Source organism: Streptomyces sp. NBC_00258 (assembly GCF_036182465.1).
Taxonomy (GTDB): Bacteria; Actinomycetota; Actinomycetes; order Streptomycetales; family Streptomycetaceae; genus Streptomyces.
Window position 1 is genome coordinate 7,784,814 of record NZ_CP108081.1, and the last position, 19,398, is coordinate 7,804,211.

The window sequence follows — 19,398 nt, forward strand, 5'->3', positions numbered from 1 at the left end:
TCCAAAATTGGGCATTCTTCGCATGTGGTGACCTTGGACGTACGGCCTCAGCTGCTCGACGCACTTTCCGCCCTGCGCGACCGTGTCGCCGCCGCACGCTTCCCGCTGCCCCTGGCGGGGGCTCCACGCGCGCGTGCCAACCGCGACGAACTGCTCGCGCAACTCGACGACTATCTCGTGCCCCGGTTGAGAGAACCCGAAGCACCCTTGCTCGCCGTGATCGGAGGATCGACCGGGGCGGGCAAGTCCACACTGGTCAACTCCCTTGTGGGACGCCGGGTCAGTGAAGCCGGGGTACTGCGGCCCACGACGCGCACTCCGGTGCTCGTGTGCCACCCGGAGGACCATCACTGGTTCAGCGGTATGCGCGTACTGCCCGACCTCACACGCGTGTGGGTGCCCCAACAGGACGCCGGGGACGATCCACTGCTGCCGGGCGAGGACGACGGGCGCGTGCTGCGCATCGAGACCGCCGACACCCTCCCGCGCGGGCTCGCCCTCCTCGACGCGCCCGACATCGACTCCCTCGTGGCCGACAACAGGGTGCTCGCCGCCGAACTGATCTGCGCGGCCGACATCTGGGTGATGGTCACCACGGCCGCCCGGTACGCGGATGCGGTGCCGTGGCATCTGCTGCGTACCGCGAAGGAACACGACGCGACGCTCGTCACGGTCCTCGACCGGGTGCCCCACCAGGTCGTTTCGGAGGTGTCGCGTCAGTACGGCGCGCTCCTCACCAAGGCGGGGCTCGGCGACGTACCCCGCTTCACCGTGCCCGAGTTGCCCGAGTCGGCATGGGGTGGGGGGCTGCTTCCGGCCACCGCGGTGGCGCCCCTGCTCGCCTGGCTCACGGAGCAGGTGGAGGATCCGGGAGCCCGACAGCAGGCGATGGCACGCACGGCGTACGGGGTCCTCGACTCGCTGAAGACACGGATGCCCGAGCTGGCCGGTGCGGCGGCCGCACAGTACGCCGCCGCCCTCCGGCTCACCGCGGCCGTCGACGGGGCGTACGACAGCGAGCACACGCGCGTACGGGGCCGATTGCAGGCCGGGGCCGTGCTCGCCGGGGACGCGCTCAAGCGGTGGCGCAGCTATCCGCTGGACTGCAGCGCCGGCGAACTGCTCGACGCGCTCGCCGAGAGCCTGGCCGCGCTGCTGCTGTGCGCCGTCACCGCCGCCGACGAGCGCATCGACGAGGCCTGGCGCCGCGAACCCGGCGCGGCCGCGCCGGGGCTGACGGACCGTGATCCGGCGCTGGAGAGCGCCGAGCACCGCATCGGGATGGCCGTACGGCGCTGGCGGCGGATCCTCGAGGAGTACGCCGAGGAGGAGGTGCGTGCCCTTGAGAAGAGCGTCGCGCCGGACCCCGAGGTGGTGGCGGCGCTGGTCGCCACCGCGCTGCTGGGCGGCCGTCGGGCGCGGTCCGCGGGCGAAGGACTCGCCGAGCGGATCGGAGCCCACGGCGCTCTGCGGCTGCGCGACAAGGGCGGGCGGCTGCTCAGCGACTACCTCGACAAGACCCTGCACACCGAACGGGAGCGGCGGCTCGCGCCGCTCGACGCACTCGACGTACACCCCGAACCCCAGGCCGAACTCATCGCCGCGCTGTCCGTACTGCAGAAGGAGAGGTGATCGTGGTGACCGCCGTCACGGACCACACGGATCACGCCGATCACCCCGGAGACGACGAAGGGCGTGAGGGCAGTGGGCACACGCGCGTGGAGGACGATTTCGTGACCGACGGCAAAGACGCCCCCATGAAGGACCCCGGCAAGAAGGACCCCAGCGGGAAGGACTTCGACAAGAAGGACTTCGGCAAGAGGCATTCCGGCAAGAAGGACACCGTCAAGGGAGGTGTCCGTTCGGAGAGCCGCATGTTCGGGCTCGTGCGCGTGGAGATCGACGACTACCCCGAGAAGCACGCTTCCGGGGACGACACGGACGGCATCGACGGCACCGATGGCATCGGCAACAAGGGCCGCGCGGACGGCACGACCGGCGCCGACGCCGCGGACTCCGGCGTCTCCTGGGACGACGGGCTGATCGCGCGTCGCGTGTCCGCCACGGCGGAGGGACAGGCCCGGCCCGTGAAGGAGGCAGTCGTGGACAGCAGGCCGCCCGTGGTGACCCCGCTCGCGTACGACGGTTCGCTACGGTCCCGCCTCGACGCGCTGCGTGAACTGGTGGGGCTCTCCCGCACCCGGCTCGACAGCAGGACGCTCGCCGAGGCGGGGCAGGTCCTGGACGAGGCCACCGCGCGGCGCAGGCTGTCCGGACAGCACACCGTGGTCGCCATCGCGGGCGCCACCGGAAGCGGCAAGTCGCAGCTCTTCAACGCGCTCGCCGGAGTGGCCATTTCGGAGACCGGGGTACGCAGGCCGACCACCGCCGCGCCCATCGCGTGCAGTTGGAGCGACGGCGCGGCGAGCCTCATCGACCGGCTCGGCATCCCGGGGCGGCTGCGACGGCGCCCGCTGCAGAGCGCGGAGGCCGAGGCGCAGTTGCGCGGGCTCGTCCTGGTGGACCTGCCCGACCACGACTCCGCGGCCGTCCAGCACCGCGAGCAGGTGGACCGCATCCTGGCGCTCGTCGACGCCGTCATCTGGGTCGTCGACCCGGAGAAGTACGCCGACGCCGTGCTGCACGAGCGCTATCTGCGCCCCATGGCGGGACACGCGGAGGTCACCTTCGTGGTCCTCAACCAGATCGACCGGCTGCCCGGGGAGGCCGCCGACCAGGTCCTCGACGACCTGCGGCGGCTGCTCGACGAGGACGGGATCGCACTCGGCGAGTACGGCGAGCCGGGCGCGACCGTCCTCTCGCTGTCCGCGCTCACCGGGGACGGCGTCCCGGAACTGCGCGAGGTACTCGGTCACTTCGTGGCCGAGCGGGGAGCCGCGGCGCGCCGGATCTCCGCCGATGTCGACGCGGCGGCGGCCCGTCTGTGGCCTGTCTACGCGAACCGGCGGCAGGCAGGCCTCACCGAGGAGGCGCGCGACGAGTTCGCCGACCGGCTGGCGGACGCGGTCGGCGCCACGGCGGCGGGCGAGGCGGCCGAGCGCGCGTGGCGACGCAACGCCAACCGCGCGTGCGGCACGCCCTGGCTGCGCCTGTGGCGCTGGTACCAGGACCGGCGCGAACCACCGACCGGACGCCTGGCCGTACGGACCCACGCCGACGAGGAGGCCACGGCACGGCAGCGCGTCGAGCAGGCGGTCCGTACGGTCGCCGAGCAGGCGGCGGGCGGACTGCCCACGCCCTGGGCCCAGGCGGTGCGCGAGGCGGCCGTACGAGGGTCACAGGGGTTGTGCGAGGCGCTCGACGAGCTGGCCGTACGAGCCGGTGCGCCGGTCGGGCGGCCGCCGAGGCCCGGCTGGTGGCCGGTCGCCGTACTGGCCCAGGCGGCCATGACGATCCTCCAGGCCATCGGCGGGCTCTGGCTGCTGGGGCAGGTCGTCGGCTTCATGTCGCCGAATCTCGGGGTGCCGGTGCTGCTGATGGTGATCGGCATCGTGGGCGGACCGGGCGTCGAGTGGGCCTGCCGGCTGGCGGCACGCGGGCCGGCCCGGCGGTACGGGCTGGAGGCGGAACGACGGTTGCGGGAGGCGGCGTCGGGGTGCGGCCGGGCCCGGGTCCTCGATCCGCTGGCGGCGGAGCTGCTGCGGTATCGGGAGGTGCGGGAGCAGTACCTGCGGGTTACGGGCGTCGGCGTCTAGGCCTGTCCGACAGTTCGCGAGGCCGGGGCACCTCCCGGCCGGAGGCAGGGGGAGGGAACTGTCGGGCATGCCCTCGGCGGGGGGAAGCTCTCGTTCGGGTGGCGGAGTTGTCCACAACCGGGCGGTGGCCCACAGCGCTCAGCGGGCTCGGGCCGGCGGAGGCAGTCTGGAACCGCGGCGATCAACGACGCGAGCACATCGCGGTCGCCGCACCGGACGCAGCCGTACGGGACGAGCCCGTAGGCGTGGGCAGGGAGGGATTCCGCGATGAACGAGACGACGGTGTGTGTGGTGGGGAACGTGGCGACGCAGCCGGTGTTCCGGGAGACGGCGACGGGCCCGTCGGCGAGGTTCCGGCTGGCGGTGACGCAGAGGTACTGGGACCGGGAGAAGAACGCCTGGACGGACGGGCACACCAACTTCTTCACGGTGTGGGCCAATCGGGCACTCGCGACGAACGTGCAGGCGTCCGTCTCGGTGGGCGAGCCGCTCGTGGTGCGGGGGAGGCTGAAGGTCCGCTCCGAGCTGCGCGACGGACAGTCGTGGACGGGCGCGGACATCGAGGCCACGGCGATCGGCCACGATCTGGCGCGCGGCACCGCGGCGTTCCGGCGCGCCCACAAGGGCGAGACACCGTCGGAGACACCGGCCAGGCCGGAGCCCAACTGGGAGACGGGGCCGACGACTCAGGCGGCCGAGACCGCTGAACAGCAACAGCAACAGCAACAGCAACCGGCTCTGGTGACGTGACATCAGGTACACACCAGGTACTGGATTCAACGTCTGACCGAAGTGCGGCTTATCGGCGAATGTATTCCGAACGGTCCCCATGGATTTGTCGATAAGCCCAGCTCACGCCTCATCCAGGCGATAACGATTCCGAGTCGGATCGCTTGTCCGATGTCATGACCGGGGAGAGAGGTGCGCCCCGTCCTTAGGATGCCGGGCATAGCTCTCGGGGCTTCTGATTCTGCTGGTGGGACCGTAACCCCCCACGTCAACGGGTCCTGCTCGAAGGGGAATTCTGTGCTTTCTTCGTTCTCTGCGTCGTCCGTGCGCGGACGGGTCGCCGCCCGTCTCGGCGCGGCGGCGCTGGTGTCCGGACTCGTCGCCGTGAGCGCCCTGACGGCCGCGGGCACGGCCACCGCCGACGAACTTCCCCTGAGCCGGGGCGGCGCGACCGCCACCATAGGCGAGCTGAAGACGTCCGGAACCGCCGTCATCCACGAGAACGGCGAGGACAAGCAGGTGCCCGCGGGACTGTTCGAGATGTCCGTCGACAACGGCGGCACCCTGCAGACCTACTGCGTCGACCTCCACAACCCGACACAGATGGACGCCAAGTACCAGGAGACGCCCTGGAGCGGCACGTCACTGAACGGCAACCCCGACGCGGGCCGCATCCGCTGGATCCTGCAGAACTCCTACCCGCAGGTGAACGACCTCGCCGCGCTGGCCACCAGGGCGGGCGCGAGCGGCCTCACCGAGCAGGACGCGGCGGCCGGCACGCAGGTCGCGATCTGGCGGTACTCGGACGGTGCCGACGTGGACGCCGTCGACCCGCAGGCGGAGAAGCTCGCCGACTATCTGCAGCGCAACGCGCGCAACCTCGCGGAGCCCGAGGCCTCGCTGACCCTGGACCCGCCCGCGGTCTCCGGCCACGCCGGTGAGCTGCTCGGCCCGGTCACCGTGCACACCAACGCGGACAGCGTGACGGTGACACCGCCCGCCGACGCCACCAGCGGAGTGCTGGTCGTCGACAAGGACGGCAATGAGATCACGTCCGCGGTCGACGGCGGCGAGTTGTTCTTCGACGTCCCCGAGGACACCGCGGACGGTTCGGCCGCGCTGACGGTGCAGGCCTCGACCACCGTCCCGGTCGGCCGGGCCTTCGCCTCCGAGAGCAGGAGCCAGACCCAGATCCTCGCCGGCTCCAGCGAGTCGACGGTCTCGGCTACGGCCACCGCGAACTGGGCGAAGACCGGCGCGATACCCGCGCTGTCCGCCGAGAAGAACTGCGCCGAGGGTGGCGTGGACATCACGGCGGCCAACGAGGGCGACAAGGCGTTCACCTTCGAGCTGATGGGCGTCGAGCACACCATCGCGGCAGGCGAGTCACAGACCGTGACGGTCCCGCTGCAGGAGGACCAGGCGTACGACTTCACGATCAAGGGGCCGAACGGCTACGAGAAGCGGTTCAAGGGCGTACTCGACTGCCGGACGCAGGGCAGCACCGCCGGCGAGACGACCCAGACGCTGAACGACCCCAGCCCGGCCACGGTGGGCGGCACCTCCGCCACCACGGTCGACCTCGCCGAGACCGGCGCCTCCAGCTCCACCCCGGTGATAGCCGGGATCGCGATCGGCCTGGTCGTGATCGGCGGCGCGGCGGTGCTCTTCGTCCGCAAGAAGAAGACCTCCGAGCAGGGCTGAAGGGTTGCGGGGACGAAGAAGACGGCACCTTGACAACTGGACAGTGGGTAACCGCTCGCTGACTCCTTGCGCGTCCCGTCCCATGCGCACGCGGCTCCGGCCCGCCCGGCGGGCCGGAGCCGCGCGGCGATCACTGAGCCACACCGGCCAGCAGCCAGCGCCGCACGGAAACTTCGAGCAGCACGCGCTCTCCGTCCGGTGTCCGCGGGGCGGAGACGTCCCATCCGTACTTCACGGCGAAGGCCTCCGTGATCTCCTCTGGGAACTGTCCGCGGTGCAGCACCGCCTCCCCCTCGGCCACGACGGGTGACACGCCGTCCTCCAGCGCCAGCGAGACCCGCGAGAACTTCTCGACGTTGCGGACCTTGACCGAGGTCCCGTCCACACCGATCCACCAGCGGTCCCGCAGGAAGACGAACCAGACCGGCGTCACATGGGGAGACCCGTCCGGACGCACGGTGCACAGCCAGACGTTCCTCTCCCGGGCCAGACGATCGCGAACAGCGGCCTCGGGCGGCACAAAAGGATCACTCATGCACCCATCCCACCCGCACCCCCGCCGGAACACCTCGGCCGCACGACCCGAAAGCCTCAGGCTTAAGTCCTACGCCCATGAGGGCAGGGCAGGTTCGCGGCGACGGATGGCGACGGATCCCGACGTATGGAAACGGTGAGTGACAGAGCCGTTACGGGAGTGGCGGGGTGGCGTCCGGTAACCGGCCCCCGGCCGGAACGGGTTTCCTTCGAGGGGTGGCGGTACGGCAAGATGGGGTGTATCTGCCCACTGCCGATTTCAAGCGTCCGGACGGTTTCTCTTGGCTGAGTTCATTTACACCATGCGCAAGACGCGCAAGGCGCACGGCGACAAGGTGATTCTTGATGACGTCACCCTGAACTTCCTGCCAGGCGCGAAGATCGGTGTGGTCGGGCCGAACGGTGCCGGTAAGTCCACCGTTCTCAAGATCATGGCGGGCCTTGAGCAGCCGTCCAACGGTGACGCGTTCCTGTCTCCCGGTTACAGCGTCGGCATCCTCATGCAGGAGCCGAAGCTGGACGAGACCAAGACGGTTCTGGAGAACGTCCAGGACGGTGCCGCCGAGCTCATGGGCAAGCTCAAGCGCTTCAACGAGGTCGCCGAGCTGATGGCGACCGACTACTCGGACGCGCTGATGGACGAGATGGGCAAGCTCCAGGAAGACCTGGACCACTCCAACGCCTGGGACCTCGACGCGCAGCTGGAGCAGGCCATGGACGCGCTGGGCTGCCCGCCCGGCGACTGGCCGGTCGTCAACCTCTCCGGTGGCGAGAAGCGTCGCGTCGCGCTCTGCAAGCTGCTGATCGAGGCTCCGGACCTGCTCCTTCTCGACGAGCCCACCAACCATCTCGACGCCGAGTCGGTGAACTGGCTGGAGCAGCACCTCTCGAAGTACGCGGGCTGCGTCATCGCCGTCACTCACGACCGGTACTTCCTGAACAACGTCGCCGAGTGGATCCTCGAGCTGGACCGCGGCCGTGCGATCGCCTACGAGGGCAACTACTCCACGTACCTCGACAAGAAGTCCACCCGTCTCAAGGTGGAGGGCCGCAAGGACGAGAAGCGGCAGAAGCGGCTCAAGGAAGAGCTGGAGTGGGTCCGGTCCAACGCCAAGGGCCGTCAGACCAAGTCCAAGGCGCGCCTGGCCCGTTACGAGGAGATGGCAGCCGAGGCCGACAAGATGCGGAAGCTGGACTTCGAGGAGATCCAGATCCCGCCGGGCCCGCGTCTGGGGTCCATCGTCGTCGAGGTCCAGAACCTTTCCAAGGCGTACGGCGACAAGGTCCTCATCGATGACTTGAGCTTCACGCTGCCGCGCAACGGGATCGTCGGGGTCATCGGTCCCAACGGCGCCGGCAAGACCACCCTCTTCAAGATGATCCAGGGCCTTGAGACCCCTGACTCCGGTGCGATCAAGGTCGGCGACACCGTCAAGATCAGCTACGTCGACCAGAGTCGCGCCAACATCGACCCCAAGAAGTCGCTGTGGGCCGTCGTCTCCGACGAGCTCGACTACATCAACGTCGGTCAGGTCGAGATGCCGTCGCGGGCCTATGTGTCCGCCTTCGGCTTCAAGGGCCCGGACCAGCAGAAGCCCGCCGGTGTCCTCTCCGGTGGTGAGCGCAACCGTCTGAACCTGGCTCTCACCCTCAAGGAGGGCGGCAACCTGCTGCTCCTCGACGAGCCCACCAACGACCTCGACGTCGAGACCCTGTCGTCGCTCGAGAACGCGCTGCTGGAGTTCCCCGGTGCGGCCGTGGTCATCTCCCACGACCGCTGGTTCCTGGACCGGGTCGCGACGCACATCCTCGCCTACGAGGGTGAGTCGAAGTGGTACTGGTTCGAGGGCAACTTCGAGTCGTACGAGAAGAACAAGGTAGAGCGGCTCGGACCGGACGCCGCGCGTCCGCACCGCGCCACCTACAAGAAGCTGACCCGGGGCTGATCTCTTGCGGCACATCTACCGCTGCCCGCTGCGCTGGGCGGACATGGACGCGTACGGCCACATCAACAACGTGGTCTTCCTCCGCTATCTGGAGGAGGCGCGCATCGACTTCCTGTTCCGCCCGGACAAGGATTTCCAGCAGGGGTCCGTGGTGGCACGCCATGAGATCGACTACAAGCAGCAGTTGGTCCACCGGCACCAGCCGGTGGACATCGAGCTGTGGGTCACGCGGATAAGGGCGGCGTCGTTCACCGTCGCCTACGAGGTCAAGGATCCGGACCAGGTGTACGTCCGGGCGCAGACGGTCATAGTGCCGTTCGACTTCGAGGCGCAGCGGCCGCGTCGCCTCACCGCCGAGGAGCGGGAGTTCCTCGAGGAGTACGCGGACGACGAGGACGACCCTGCGGGGGCCGTCGCGGCATGACGGCCCTGCACCTCGCCGACGAGGGGGAGGCGGCGGACCTCGCCGCCTTCCTGGCCAGGCTGATCCACTACGACCGTGCGGCCGCGGTGCGGCTGCAGGCGTCGGGGACGACGCTCGCGGTGTTCGGCCGGCCACCGTCGTTCGAGGTGCTCGCGATCCGTACGGCACGCCTCGACAAGCCGTACGAGAACGGTCTCGACCTCTCGCTCGACGTGACCGTCTCGGCCGGTGAACTCCTGGAGTCCCTCGACGAGCCGGCGGCCACCGCGGCCGTGCCCGCCGCCGTCACCGGCCCGCCGTGGGCCGGGGTGCTGCCGCCCCGCGGGGGCTGGCGGCCCGAGCCGGGACTGCCCGGGCCCGACGCGGTGCGGACGATGGTGGCCGGGGCGGTCGCCGAATTCCGTTCGCGCATCGACGAGTTGGCACCCGAAGGGCGTACGAGGACCGCGCTCGACCAGATCGGGCGGGAGATCTGGTCCCGGCCGGTCGGCGACACCGAGCTTCCCGTGCGGGCCGCGCACGCCGCCCAGTCGCTGGGATTCCTGCGGCCCGCGCGCCCGGTCGCGAGCACGGACATGACCGCGACCGCGGCCGTACGCGATGGCGCCGTACTGCGGCTGCTCTCGGCGGGCGCTTGGCTCAGGCTGCGTACGCCGTACGGGTCGATCGCCGTACGCAGGGCGGGACTTGGGGCGTTGGGCGTCAGCGTCCGCTGAGCGTCCCTGGATTTCCAGGACCGGCGGCATTCTCAGGATCGGCGACGGCGAGTGCCGGCCGGGTTCACTTGTCGGCCGAGTGCCCTCGTCAGCCGTGTTCGCTGTCGTCCGGCCACACGCCGATGTGGTCCGGTTCCAGTTCCAGGGCGACGCGGTCGCGCATGCCGAGGGCCTCGGTGTACTCGGCGGGGAGCTGCAGCCGGCCCGCGCGGTCGAGCATCGCGTACTCGCGGGCCACCACCGTCTCGTGGCCGGTCGTGGCGTCGACCTCGGTGCGGCGCAGGACCTCCGTGGAGGTGCGGCCGTCGCGGATGGCGACCGTGCGGCGGACCTCGCCGGCGACCGCCTGGTCGTGCGTGACGATGACGACGGTGGTGCCGAGGTGTTCGTTCGCGGTGCGGAAGGCGGCGAAGATCTGCTCGGCGGTGTGCGAGTCGAGTTCACCGGTGGGCTCGTCGGCGAGGAGCACGGCGGGGGAGTTGGCCAGGGCGACGGCGATGGCCACGCGCTGCTGCTGGCCGCCGGACATCTGGTACGGGCGGCGGGCCCGGCAGTCGGCGACGCCCAGCAAATCCAGTAGTTCCAGGGCGCGTTCGGACTGAGCGCGACGGTTCCTGCGGGCGCCGGTGAGCTGCATCGGCAGGGTGACGTTCTGGGCGGCCGTCAGATAGGGCAGGAGATTGCGGGCCGTCTGCTGCCAGACGAAGCCGACGGTGTCGCGGCGGTAGCGGAGCCGGTCCTTCGCGTTCATGGTCAGCAGGTCGTGGCCCGAGACCCGGGCGGCACCCGCGGTGGGGGTGTCCAGGCCGGCCAGGATGTTCATCAGGGTCGACTTGCCACTGCCCGACGCACCCACCAACGCCATCAACTCGCCCTCCCGGACGAGGAGATCGAGGCCCTGAAGCGCCTGCACCTCGACGCCGTCCGCGGAGAAGATCCGGACCAGCCGGTCGCAGGTGATCAGGGCGTCGTGACCGTAGGCGGGCCGGTCGCGACGGGCGGCGGCACGTTCGGCCAGGTCGGCGAAGCTGGGGCCGGTGGGTTCGGTGGTGGTCATCGGGCGACTCCCGTGGTGATCGTCATGGAGAGCACGTCTCCGCCGGTGCCAGTTGTCGTGGGGGGCGCGCTTCCGCCGAAGCCGGTGGTCGCGATGGGCACGTCTGCGCCGGTCCCGGCCGTCGTGGCGGGCACGTCTGCGCGGGTCCCGGCCGTCGTGGCGAGCGTGCCGGTGCTGGCGCCGGTGCCGGTCGTCGTGGACGGCGCACATCCGCCGCTGCCGTCCGTCGTGACGGGCACATGCCCGCCGTTGCCGCGAGTCATCGGCTGTCCCCCGCCCTCAGCTCCCGCACCGATCCGCGTCGGCCCGTCCACCATGCCTGGCCGGCTGCGATTCCGGTGGCCAGGAGGAGGACGGTCAGGGCGGGCAGGAAGAGGGACGCCGGGTCCGTGTGGAGCGCGGCGGTGCCGGTCGGGGGTGCTCCGCCGGGGGTGGCGAGGGCGATGGAGGTGAGGTCGATGCCAGGGGCCAGGAGACGGACCGCCGCCCAGCCGGTCAGGACGCCGCCCACCGCGGCGAGGAGCGCCTGGGGCAACGCCTCCAGTACGAGCAGTCGGCGCCCTTGGCTCCGGGTGAGGCCCATCGTGCGCAGCCGGGCCAGCAGGGCGGCACGCTCGGGCGCGGCGCGCACCAGGGCGAGCAGCAGCGCGAGTACGGCGTATCCGGAGCCCGCAGCCACCGCGACCGCGTAGACGCGTTCCGCGCCGGACTGGAGAGGTGAGTCGACGTAACGTGCCCGCTCCTCCGAACGCAGGCGTACGTCGGCACGGGCGGTGGCGCCCGCATCGGCACCCGTACCGGCGGCGACGGCCTTGCGGAGGGCGCCGCCGCTCACCTGGTCGCCCGTCACCAGGAGCGTGGTGGGGCGCGCGGCAATCGTGCTGAGGCCGGCCCGGTCCACGATGAGGAAGTCCGTGCCCGGCAGAGCCGGGGTCAGGTCGCGTACGAGGGTGATGCGGACGGTGACGTCGCTGCCGTCCGACAGCCGCAGCGAGAAGGGATGGGTGCCGTACCGGTCGGCGACGGCGGAGGAGGCGAGCGCGGGAAGCGGGGTCTTCGCCGAGCCGCTGCCGCCGGCCTTCGCCGAGCCGTCGGCGCCGGACGGCGAAGGGCGGCTGCCGGTGCCGGACTTCGCCGTACCGCCGACCGGTGAAGCCTTCAACTCGTCCGCCGGGAACGCCCCGAGACCCGTCCGTCCCGCCAGCCGTGCGTACCCCTCGGGGTCCACTCCGGCCAGGGGTACCGACTCCACGCCGGCTCCCGGCTTGGCCTCGTACGCGATGCTCAGGGGAGTGACCTCCCGTACGCCGGGTGCCGAGCGGACCCGCTCCGGCAGGGCGGCGGGCAGGGCGCCCTCCGCCTCGACGCGGGCGTCCGCGCCGAGGTTGAGCACCGCCGCCCGGTCCCGCGCGTCCGCGACGCCCGCGAGGACCGAACCCCCGAACGCGGCGGTGGTGAGCGCCGTCAGCAGGGCGAGCAGCGGGAGCACCGTGGAGACGGAGGTACGGCCCGCGCGGGCCAGCGACAGATGGCCGATCGCGCCGCGCATCCGCCCGGCGGGACGGGCCAGCCAGCGCAGCGGCAGCGGATAGAGCCGGACCAGGACGAGCGCGGCGACGACACCGATCAACACCGGGGCCATCGCGACGAGTTGGTCGCCGGAGCTGCCCAGGTCGCCGGAGGTGCCGGAGTCGAGCGCCTCGTCGGAGGTGCCCGACGTCCCCCTGCCGCGCAGCGCGAGCACCGCCGCCGACGCCAGCACGAGCAGCGTGAGTTCGGCGATCGTGCGGCGCCGCGAGGGCCGTACGGACGCGAGGTCCTCGCGGGCGCCGTGCACCCCCACGACCCGGTGGGCGGCCAGGGCGCGCAGGGGCAGCGCGGCGCAGGCGAGGAGGGTGACCGCGAGGGCCGCCCCGACGGCGTACGACGCGCGGCCGTACGGGACGACGAGCAGCGCGCCCGCGAGGCCGAGCGCGCCCGCGGGCAGCGCGACCACCGCCGTCTCGGTGAGCAGCCGCCTCGTGAGCCCGCGCAGCGAGGCGCCACGGGCACGCAGGAGGGCGAGTTCGGTGCGGCGGCGGTCGGCGGTGAGGCGGCCCGCCATCAGGAGGACGACGACCGCGACCGCACCGGTGCCGAAGGCGGCGACGGAGACCAGGGGCCGTACGCCGGAACGGAGTTCGGCGTAGGAGGCGAGCACCTCGTCGAGGTCGGTGCTCACACCGGTGTCCGCGTCCGTGGACTCGCGGACCTTCACCAGACCCGGGCCCGATTCCAGCGAGGCGACGGCGCTGCCCAGCCGGGACAGTTCGTGCGCGGTGAGCGCGGCGGGGTCCGGGGTGAGCAGCCAGTAGCGTGCGGGTTCGCCCGGGGTGCCGAGGAGCACCGGGGCCGCGTCCGGGGACAGCAGCAGGGCGCCCAGCCAGTAGGCCTCGGGCTCACCGCCCTGCGTGGGCGGCCGGATCAGGGACGGAGTGCGCAGAAGGGGCTGCGTGGTCCAGTACGCGCCCTCGGGGTCACGCGGGACGACGATGCCGGTGACGCGCACGGCGAGCGGGGCACGCTGCACCCCTGGCACGTGGATCACCGAACCCACCTTGATGTTGAGGCGCCTGGCCGTCTCCGTGGTGACCGCGGCCTCCACCTCCCGGGTCCCGGCGGTCACCGGCTCCTTCGCGCGCGGAAGGCGGCCCGCGCTCGGCCTGGAGTGCTCGGCGAGTCCGCTCTGCGCGGCGAGCGACATCTGTGCGGGCAGCCCGCTCGGCATCGGCAGCCAGGTCTCCGCCGCTTCGAGGTTGTTGATGTTGCGGACGCCGTACACGGACTGCGCGGAGTCGACGGCGAGCGGCCGCTCCACCACGTTCAGCACCCGCTCGTACGACTTGCGCATGCTTTCCGGACGCAGGGCCGTCTCCCGTTCGGACTGCGGGATGTAGTTGCCGGGCTGCGGGGCGGACACCTGCAGGGAGGTCCTGGGTGCCGTCGCGTCCACGACTGCCTGACGCAGGCCCGCGTCCTCGTAGCGTTCGACGGCCCGGGGGAAGGCCGCGGCCAGACAGGCGGTGGCCATCACCAGGAGCGCGAGGGCGACCGCGGCGCCGGGGGCAGTGCGCAGACGGGTACGGATCCAGGGGGCGACGGAGTGGTCCCGCCGCCGGAAGCCCGGACGCCCGTCGGAGCCGGAATCACGCCCCATCTCACCCACCGTCCTGCCCGTTGAGCGACTTCATCGACCGCAGCGAGGGAGCGGTGTCCTCCCGCCGCAGCGCCAGCACGGCGGTGACGGCCAGCGGAGCGACCACCACGGCGGCCAGCAGGAACACGACCTGGTCGAGCGGGAGTTCCACCAGTACCTCCGGGACCGGCCGGCTCGCCCCCGACGTCAGCACGATCAACGGGATCACCGCCCGCGCAAGAACCGCCCCCAGCGCCACACCCACCACCAACGCCAGCGCCATCAGCACGCCCTGCTCGGCGGCGACCAGCCGCGCGAGCTGACGCCGCGGCGCCCCCAGCGCACGCAGCAGCGCGAACTCACCGCTGCGCGCCCGCAACGACCCCGCCGTGCTCACGGCGAAGCCGACCGCGGCCAGCGCCGCCGCGACCACGGACGCCGCCGCGAACGCCGCCTCGGGCCCGGCCCCGAAGGGGTCGTCCCGCAACTCCTCGGCGACCTCGTCGCGCACGACCACCTGCGACGGCTCGACATCGGGCCGCTCGCGCAACTCCGTGGCCACCCGCGCCGCCGCTCCCGGCTCGGTCCGCAGCCACCACTCGCCGGGCGCGACACTCTCCCCGTACCGCTGCTCCAACACCCGGTTCACGGACCGGAGATCGACCAGCAGCGCCCCGCCGGAGGGGTCCCCGCCACCGGAGTCCTGTGTGGTCGGCAGCGACCGTACGTGCCCCACGATCCGCACCGGTACGGCCGAGCCGTCGAAGGCCACGTCCACCCGTTGCCCCGTACGCGCGCCCGCGGCCTTCAGATAGCCGTCCGTCGCCACCGCGGCGACCTCGGGCACGGCGGGCCGGTCCACCCGCAGCCGGATCGTCAACGACGAGACCTCCCAGGCGTATTCGCCGGGTACGTAGCCGGTGCCGTAGCCGACCGTCAGCGGCTTCTCGGACCTCACGGTCGCCGCCGTCGGGCTGGAGTCCGCCTCGGGGTCCGCCGTGCTGCTGTTGCTGCGGGACTTCGCCAGCCAGGACGCGGGCTGTTCAAGACGTTGCTCGGCCCCGTCGGCTCCCGTGGCCGTCAACTCCTCGACGGAGAGCAGGTGGCGCTCGGCGCGCCCCGTCGGCTGGAGCATGTCCAACTGCAGTCCGGTCAGCGCCAGCGGTTCGGCGGCCCGGCCGGCCGGGGCCTCGGCCGCCTTCGACAGGTCCAGGGTGAGCCGGTGGGCCCGTCCGTCGGCGGGCAGTTCACCGACGGGAACGCGGTACGGAGTGCCGTACCGGTCCTCCAGCGTCACCGCCACGTCCGCCGACATCTCGGAGCGGAACGCCGCCGGGTCCGAGCCGGACCCCGCCGCTTCCGACCCCGACTCCTCAGCGTCCGAGTCCGAAGTGTCCGACCCCTGCTTCACCGGCGCGGCCTCCGCTCGGATCCGCAACATCAGCCCCAGCCGCGTACTCCCCTTCGGCAGCACCGCGCCGGGCGACGCGGCCCCCTTCGGCGCGAGCCCGGCCAGCATCCGCCCCACCGGCTCCTGTGCCAGATCCCCGCGCATCAGCAAACCGTCCTCGCCCCCGGAGTCCGCCGTGTCGAGGGCCAGCACCGTCGCCGTCCGGTTCCCGGACAACGGCAGCGTCGTACGCACCGCGGGAGCCGTCCCGCTCACACCGTCGACCGCCGAGTAGATCCCGGCCTGCCCCAGCCCGCTCTCGCCGGAGCCCGTCACACGTACGGAGGTGCCGGCCCTGAAGTCCGCCTGGTCGTCCTGCGAGCCGTCCCACGACGCGCCCTGGCCGATCGCGAGCATGCCCATGGCGATGGCGAGAACGAGCAGCAGGACGGGCCCGGCGCCGCGCATCGGGCGGCGGCTGAACTGCCAGCCCGCGAGCGCCGTCGGCAGCCCCCTGCCGCTCGCCGCGCGCCGCTCGGCGAGGCGGGCGACGGGCGGCAGCAGACGCAGGGTGAGTACGGTTCCGGCGAGCAGGGCGAGCGCGGGTGCGGAGACGAGGAGCGGGTCGATGCCGAGCGTGCCCGAACGGTCGTCCGTGACGGCACCGGAGTTCTGCCGGCTCAACTGCCAGTACGCGACGGCCGCGATCACCAGCAGCCCCACATCCGCACCGGCCCGTACCGGCGCGGGCAGTGCCCGGGCCCGGCCGCCTCCCGAACCCCCGGTCAGCGCGGGCACGGTCACCGCCAGCGCGCACCCGAGGGCCACCCCGGCCGCCACCACCCACACAGCGCCGGCCGTCACCGAGGTGTCCAGCCGCAGCCCGATCCGCGACAGCGCGCCCTGCCCGGCCAGCAGCCGCGTCAAAGGCCCGGCGAGCAGCGGCGCGCACACGGCGGCCGGGATGGCCAGCAGCAGCGCCTCCAGCGCGGCGAGCCACGCCACCCGCCCGCGCGTGGCGCCACGCGCCCGCAACAGCCGTGTCTCACCGGCCCGTTCGACGCTCAGCAGCCGGGCCACGAGCAGCAGCGCGTACCCGGCGAGCAGCGAGAGCTGGAGCGCCACGATCAGCAGCGTCGAACGGGAGACAAGCAACGACCGTTCGACCCGGTCCAGTTCCTCCGGCAACGATGTCGTGACGGCCGTGGTGCCGTGCAGCGCGGGGGACTTGAGCAGTGAACGAGGTCCGGAGCGTGCCGCGTCCCGCAGGGTGTCGATCCGCCCGGTCGTCAGCGTGGAGAAGTCGGCGGACGCCAGCCAGCCGGTCTGCCCGGCGCTCACCGTCACGGCCGTCCGGTCCGTCCGGCCCGTCTGTCCGCTGCCCGTCGCCGCCGCGAGCACCGCCGGATCGGCGAGCAGCGGCCCGTACGTCGTGAAGTCCAGCCTGCTGACCCCGCGTCCGCGCAGGTCCTCCAACTGCCAGTAGGGGGAGGTGACGCGCGCGGGCCGGTAGACGCCGGTCACCTGGATCCGCACCTTGGGCCCGCCGAACCGGTCGACGAGCGTCAGTCGTGCGCCCGCCTTCAGCGCGAGTTCCCGCGCGGCGGCCTCGGGAAGGGCCACCTCGATCTCGCGGCTGTCGCCCGGGGCGCCGGGCAGGCGGCCGGAGATCATCCGGACCTGGGTCCGGTCGAGTGCCGCGAAGTGTGTGAGGTCCGGATCGCCCGAGCGTTCGGCGGCGGGCTGCAGCGACCTCGGCAGCGCGTACGGCCCCGACCGCGTCAGCGTCCGCAGCGTCACCGGCAGCCCGTCGAAGGTGCGCCGCGCGCCCTTCCGTACGGACTTGTCGGCGGCGGCGCGTTCCTGCGGGGGCACGTCGGCCTTGACGATCAGCGTCGTGGCCGCCGCGCTCTCCCCGCGCCCGGCACCCCGTGAGGTGTCGAGGAGCGAGTGGCGCAGGGCGGCGTCACCGATCGCGCCGGAGTACGCGGTGAGGGTCGCCAGGACCGCCGTGGTGAGCACGACGGTCAGCAGCGCGGCGGTCAGCAGCAGTCGATGTGCCCGCACGCGCGAAAAAACGAACCCCGTCACCCGGCCCCCCGCCGTATCCCGGAATCCCCGTCACTCCGGATCTTCGGGCGATGTTGTCAGACGTGACGGCCCCGGGGTAAGCGCTTGAGAGCCGACTTTGACCGGATCGTGACCGGAATCCGGCGACCCGCGACCGGAATGCGCGCGTCGGGCGGAGGCGGCGACGGCGTCCGGCCCGACGGTGGTCAGCCCGCCGGCGCTCAGCCCTCCGTGTTCACCATCGACGCCGCCGCGTACGTCAGGTAGTTCCACAGAGTGTGCTCGTGCTCCTCGGAGAGACCGAGCTCGTCGACGGCGACCCGCATGTGCTTCAGCCAGGCGTCGTGCGCCGCGCGGTCGACCGCGAACGGGGCGTGCCGCATCCGCAGCCGGGGGTGACCGCGGTTCTCGCTGTAGGTGGTCGGGCCGCCCCAGTACTGGATCAGGAACAGGGTGAAGCGCTCCTCGGCCGGGCCCAGGTCCTCCTCGGGATACATGGGCCGCAGCAGCGGGTCCTCGGCGACGCCCTCGTAGAACCGGTGCACCAGTCGCCGGAAGGTCTCCTCGCCGCCGACCTGCTCGTAGAAGGTCTGCTCCTGAAGCGTGCCGCGCGGAATCTCTTTCACGTCAGTTGGCCCTCACAAAGGTCGCTCCGGTCAGCCCCTGGTCGTCTCGGCCGGGGGGCCGGGGGTCGTCCCCCGGCAAATGCAGCACGCTGTCCATGGTCTCAGACGGGGTGACCGAGGACTCAAGGCTTAGGACCTCCCGAATCGAAGGGCCGGTTCCGGATCGTCGAAGGATTGATTCCGGATCCGTCGTTCCCGGCGCTCGCCTCCCGGCCCGTCCGGCAGCACAGTGGAGGTATGGGCGCGCATGCGATCGACCCCGGTCTCGACGACCTCGCCGCCACGGCGCGGGCGGCGCTGGTGAGCGAGATCGAGGCGAGCGGGGCCTGGGACGCCGACCCGGTCTGGCGGGAGGCCTTCGAGAGCGTCCCGCGCCACCTCTTCGTGCCGTACTACTACGTCGGCGCGCTCGGCGGCGGCTACGAGCGCCGGTGGGGCGAGGATCCCAGCCCGCGCAGGCGCGAGAACTGGGTGCGCGGCGCGTACGCGGACGCCCCGCTGGCCACCCGGGTGCGCGACGGCGAGCTGCTGTCGTCGAGCAGCCAGCCCTCCCTGATGGCGAAGATGCTGGCCGAGCTGGAGGTACGGGACGGCGACGCGGTCCTGGAGATCGGCGCGGGCACCGGCTACAACGCGGCCCTGCTGTCCCACCGGCTGGGCGACCAGCAGGTCACCACGGTCGACCTCGACCCGGAGATCACCGACTCCGCCCGGCGGCACCTGGCCCTCGCCGGCCACCACCCCACCGTCGTCACCGGTGACGGGGCGCGCGGCTGCCCGGAGCGAACCCCCTTCGACCGGATCATCGCGACCTGCACGCTGAGCTCGATCCCCCGCGCCTGGCTGCCCCAGTGCGCCCCGGGCGCCCGGATCCTGGCGCCGTTCGCCACCGGCCTCATCGCGCTGCGGGTACGCGACTCCGGGTACGCCGAGGGCCGCTTCCTGCACACGCCCGCCTATTTCGTACCCCTGCGCGGCGGCGGCCTGCCCGGGCCCGAACTCCCGGACGTGGACCTGTCGGGGCTGCCGCGCCGGATCAGGAGCCACGAGCTGTTCCACTTCCTGCTGACCCTGACCGCGGACAGCCTCGACCCGCACGAGGCGTACGGGATCTGGGAGCGCGAGGGGCAGCCGCCGCGGCAGCGGTACGGGATCACGGTCGACGGCGGCCGCGCGTGGGCGTGGCTGGACGACCCCGCGGGGCCGTACGCCTGGCCGCTGCCGTGAACTCCGCCGGTTGTGCGGTTCGTCGGCTGCGGGCCGGCCATGCCCCGCGGCGGAGCCGCACATGGTCACGGCCCCGCGCGCTCA

At 72.2% G+C, this 19,398-nt stretch carries 14 protein-coding genes; 8 read left to right on the top strand and 6 right to left on the bottom strand.

What is annotated here, in order from left to right; all coding sequences use genetic code 11:
* Positions 1 to 24 precede the first annotated feature (24 nt).
* The 4 genes from OG718_RS34660 to OG718_RS34675 all read left to right on the top strand — a co-directional run bounded on the left by OG718_RS34660 (position 25) and on the right by OG718_RS34675 (position 6,149).
* Positions 25 to 1,632, top strand: a complete 1,608-nt coding sequence (locus tag OG718_RS34660; protein ID WP_328846015.1) for a dynamin family protein — start codon at positions 25 to 27, stop codon at positions 1,630 to 1,632.
* Positions 1,633 to 1,637: 5 nt separating this feature from the next.
* Positions 1,638 to 3,716 carry a YfjP family GTPase gene (locus OG718_RS34665; protein ID WP_328847883.1) on the top strand — a complete coding sequence of 693 codons (2,079 nt, stop codon included), beginning with the start codon at positions 1,638 to 1,640 and terminating at the stop codon, positions 3,714 to 3,716.
* Between the two features lie 267 nt (positions 3,717 to 3,983).
* Positions 3,984 to 4,466 carry a single-stranded DNA-binding protein gene (locus OG718_RS34670; protein WP_328846016.1) on the top strand — a complete coding sequence of 161 codons (483 nt, stop codon included), beginning with the start codon at positions 3,984 to 3,986 and terminating at the stop codon, positions 4,464 to 4,466.
* 276 nt (positions 4,467 to 4,742) lie between these two features.
* Positions 4,743 to 6,149: a TQXA domain-containing protein gene (locus OG718_RS34675; protein WP_328846017.1), complete on the top strand. Its 1,407-nt coding sequence runs from the start codon at positions 4,743 to 4,745 to the stop codon at positions 6,147 to 6,149.
* 130 nt (positions 6,150 to 6,279) lie between these two features.
* Here OG718_RS34675 and OG718_RS34680 read toward each other — a convergent pair whose 3' ends face one another.
* Positions 6,280 to 6,684 carry a pyridoxamine 5'-phosphate oxidase family protein gene (locus OG718_RS34680; RefSeq protein ID WP_143632284.1) on the bottom strand — a complete coding sequence of 135 codons (405 nt, stop codon included), beginning with the start codon at positions 6,682 to 6,684 and terminating at the stop codon, positions 6,280 to 6,282.
* Positions 6,685 to 6,964: 280 nt separating this feature from the next.
* On the opposite strand from OG718_RS34680, the gene ettA reads away from it, so the two are divergent.
* The 3 genes from ettA to OG718_RS34695 are packed head-to-tail and all read left to right on the top strand — an operon-like array spanning position 6,965 to position 9,769.
* A complete protein-coding gene (ettA, locus tag OG718_RS34685) occupies positions 6,965 to 8,629 on the top strand; it encodes an energy-dependent translational throttle protein EttA (protein WP_143632283.1) in 1,665 nt (554 codons plus the stop codon).
* Between the two features lie 4 nt (positions 8,630 to 8,633).
* Positions 8,634 to 9,053, top strand: a complete 420-nt coding sequence (locus tag OG718_RS34690; protein ID WP_143632281.1) for an acyl-CoA thioesterase — start codon at positions 8,634 to 8,636, stop codon at positions 9,051 to 9,053.
* The gene (locus tag OG718_RS34695) at positions 9,050 to 9,769 is read left to right on the top strand and encodes a hypothetical protein (RefSeq protein ID WP_306940090.1); all 720 of its coding nucleotides are present in this window, start codon (positions 9,050 to 9,052) and stop codon (positions 9,767 to 9,769) included. The genes OG718_RS34690 and OG718_RS34695 overlap by 4 nt, the downstream gene beginning before the upstream one ends.
* Before the next feature lie 88 nt (positions 9,770 to 9,857).
* Here the strand turns inward: OG718_RS34695 and OG718_RS34700 are convergent, their stop codons facing one another.
* The 5 genes from OG718_RS34700 to OG718_RS34720 form a co-directional block, all read right to left on the bottom strand.
* Positions 9,858 to 10,826, bottom strand: coding sequence for an ABC transporter ATP-binding protein (locus OG718_RS34700; protein ID WP_143632277.1), 969 nt, complete (start codon positions 10,824 to 10,826; stop codon positions 9,858 to 9,860).
* A complete protein-coding gene (locus tag OG718_RS34705; RefSeq protein WP_328846018.1) occupies positions 10,823 to 11,089 on the bottom strand; it encodes a hypothetical protein in 267 nt (88 codons plus the stop codon). Before OG718_RS34705 ends, OG718_RS34700 begins: the two co-directional genes overlap by 4 nt.
* Entirely contained in the window at positions 11,086 to 14,022 is a 2,937-nt protein-coding gene (locus OG718_RS34710) for an ABC transporter permease (RefSeq protein WP_328846019.1), read from the bottom strand. Before OG718_RS34710 ends, OG718_RS34705 begins: the two co-directional genes overlap by 4 nt.
* A gap of 1 nt (position 14,023) precedes the next feature.
* A complete protein-coding gene (locus tag OG718_RS34715; RefSeq protein ID WP_328846020.1) occupies positions 14,024 to 17,458 on the bottom strand; it encodes an ABC transporter permease in 3,435 nt (1,144 codons plus the stop codon).
* Positions 17,459 to 17,682: 224 nt separating this feature from the next.
* Positions 17,683 to 18,087, bottom strand: coding sequence for a globin (locus tag OG718_RS34720; protein WP_055611684.1), 405 nt, complete (start codon positions 18,085 to 18,087; stop codon positions 17,683 to 17,685).
* A 237-nt stretch (positions 18,088 to 18,324) separates the two neighbouring features.
* On the opposite strand from OG718_RS34720, the gene OG718_RS34725 reads away from it, so the two are divergent.
* The gene (locus tag OG718_RS34725) at positions 18,325 to 19,314 is read left to right on the top strand and encodes a methyltransferase domain-containing protein (protein ID WP_328846021.1); all 990 of its coding nucleotides are present in this window, start codon (positions 18,325 to 18,327) and stop codon (positions 19,312 to 19,314) included.
* Positions 19,315 to 19,398: the final 84 nt, after the last annotated feature.